The organism is Streptomyces sp. NRRL B-24572, from assembly GCF_002156145.1.
Classification (GTDB): Bacteria; Actinomycetota; Actinomycetes; order Streptomycetales; family Streptomycetaceae; genus Streptomyces; species Streptomyces vietnamensis.
Genome location: NZ_MWIG01001003.1, coordinates 1 through 2255 on the forward strand (window position 1 = coordinate 1; position 2255 = coordinate 2255).

Consider the following 2255-nt stretch of genomic DNA (forward strand, 5'->3'; position numbering starts at 1 on the left):
GGGCGAGCGGGTCGAACTGCTCGCGCTGATGGACGTCCACCAGACCGGACCCGGCAGCGTCTCCGTGCTCCCGCCCGAGGCGAGGGCCGAGAAAGCGCGGGACCTCGCCGCGGCGATGGCGGAGATCCGCCGCGAGGACCCCGTCCTCGCCGGGTTCTCCGACGCCGAACTCCGGGCCGTGCTCCGCGCCTCCGAGACCCACGCCGGACTCATGGCGCGACACGTGCCCGGCGTCGCCGACGCCGACACGGTGTTCTTCACCGCCCGCCGGCCGGGGGAGCGGGAAGGCGCCCTCGCCGCCACCTGGATTCCCTTCACCGAAGGCGTCATCGACAATCACACCGTCGAATGCGGCCACCTCCAGATGGCCGAACCGGAACCTCTCGAAACAATCGGAAGAATAGTCGCGGAGAAACTCTCCGCGCTTCAGAAGGAAGAAACGAGGAGCCAGTCATGAGCGAGTCCGTCAACCCGTTCGACAACGCCGAGGGCACCTTCCACGTCGTCGTGAACGACGAGGGCCAGCACTCCCTGTGGCCCGCCTTCGCGGACATCCCGGCCGGCTGGACCAGCGTCTGGGGCGCCGGGAACCGCGCCGAAGCCCTGGACTACATCACCGCCCACTGGACCGACATCCGCCCGCGCAGCCTCGTCGCCCAGTACGCCTGAACACGTACGTCTGAACATGTACGCCTGAATGCGTACGGCCCGAACATGTACGGCCCGAACACGTAAGGTCCGACGCACCCTTGGCCCAAGCGCCGTGCCCCGCAGCAGATGCGGGGCACGGCGCTTTTCCCGTGGGAAATTCCGGAACGAAAGTGCCGGTCCTTGCTGCCGGTCGTACTTCCCCTTCCGGAATCCCCGGAAAATTATCCTCGACCCATGAAGATACTCCTGAGCGGAACCGCATCGGATTCCCACACATGGAATCTCGTGTACCTCCGTCTCTTCCTCCAGGAACAGGGCCACCAGGTCGTCGGGCTCGGTCCCTGCGCCCCTGTCGAGCTGCTGCTCGCCGGCTGTCTGCGGCACGCGCCCGACGCGGTGGTGCTCAGCAGTGTCAACGGGCACGGCTACCGCGACGGACTCGCCGCCGTCCGCCGGCTGCGCGCGGAACCCGCCCTGGCCGGCCTCCCCGTGGTGCTCGGCGGCAAGCTCGGCGTCGCCGGACACCGCCAGGAGGCGGACGTGGCACGGCTGACCGAGGCCGGCTGCGACGCCGTGCTCGGCGAGGACCTGGACGCCCTGCGCGAGTTCCTCGCCGCGCGCGCCCGCAAGGAGGTGCCGGCTTGACCGCCCCGGCCTCCGCCCCCGCTCCCGACTTCGGCCGTTTCGTCGCGGCGTCCGCAGCCGCCGGCCGGCTCGTCGTCCAGCCCCGCATGGGCTTCGGCGACCCCGGCCGCATGCGGGCCGGGCTCGCCCGGACCAGGGCCGCCACCGCCCACACCGCGGGCACCCTGACCGTCGACAGCTACACCCGCGTCGGCGACCTCGACGCCGCCCGCGCCGCCGTCGCCGAGGGAAGCCGCCTCAACGGCTACCCGATCGCCGCGCACTCCCCGGCCACCACCCGGGCCGTCCTCGACGGGCTGTTCGACGCGGACTTCCCCGTACAGGTCAGGCACGGCTCCGCCCGCCCCCTGGCCATCGTCCGGGCGCTCACCGAGGCCGGCCTCGACGCCACCGAAGGCGGCCCCGTCTCGTACTGCCTGCCCTACGGCCGCACCCCCCTGCGGGAGTCCGTCACCGCCTGGGCCCGCGCCTGCGAACTCCTCGCCACCGGGGCGCGCCCCGGAGCCGTACCCCATCTGGAGAGCTTCGGCGGCTGCCTGCTCGGGCAGCTCTGCCCGCCCGGCCTCCTGGTGGCCACGAGCGTCCTGGAGTGCCTGTTCTTCGTGCAGTTCGGGCTGCGCAGCGTCTCGCTCAGCTACGCCCAGCAGACAGACCCGGCCCAGGACGAGGAGGCGCTGCGCGCCCTGCACCGGCTCGCCGCCGAATTCCTGCCCGACGGCATCGACCGCCACGTCGTCCTCTACACCTACATGGGCGTCTACCCGCGCACCGAACAGGGCGCCACCCGCCTCCTGGAGGCCTCCGCCCGCCTCGCCGTGCGCTCCGGCGCAGGCCGCCTCATCGTCAAGACCACCGCCGAGGCCCATCGCCTCCCGACCGTCGAGGAGAACGTCCGCGCCCTGGAGACCGCCGCCGCGACCGCCGCGCTCGCCGGACCCCCGGCCCCGGACCCCGCGGCC

Annotated in this window: 3 protein-coding genes and 1 pseudogene; all 4 read left to right on the plus strand. The window is 72.4% G+C overall.

Features of this window, described 5'->3' with window-relative positions; genetic code table 11:
- Positions 1-457: pseudogene (locus CCN56_RS39410) on the plus strand (hypothetical protein); the annotation flags it as partial.
- Positions 454-669, plus strand: a complete 216-nt coding sequence (locus tag CCN56_RS39415; RefSeq protein WP_086832403.1) for an MbtH family protein — start codon at positions 454-456, stop codon at positions 667-669. The pseudogene CCN56_RS39410 and the gene CCN56_RS39415, both read left to right, overlap by 4 nt.
- A gap of 216 nt (positions 670-885) precedes the next feature.
- A complete protein-coding gene (locus tag CCN56_RS39420) occupies positions 886-1296 on the plus strand; it encodes a cobalamin B12-binding domain-containing protein (RefSeq protein WP_086832404.1) in 411 nt (136 codons plus the stop codon).
- The coding region (locus tag CCN56_RS39425) for a methylaspartate mutase (RefSeq protein ID WP_086832405.1) at positions 1293-2255 on the plus strand (963 nt) is incomplete at its 3' end. The genes CCN56_RS39420 and CCN56_RS39425, both read left to right, overlap by 4 nt.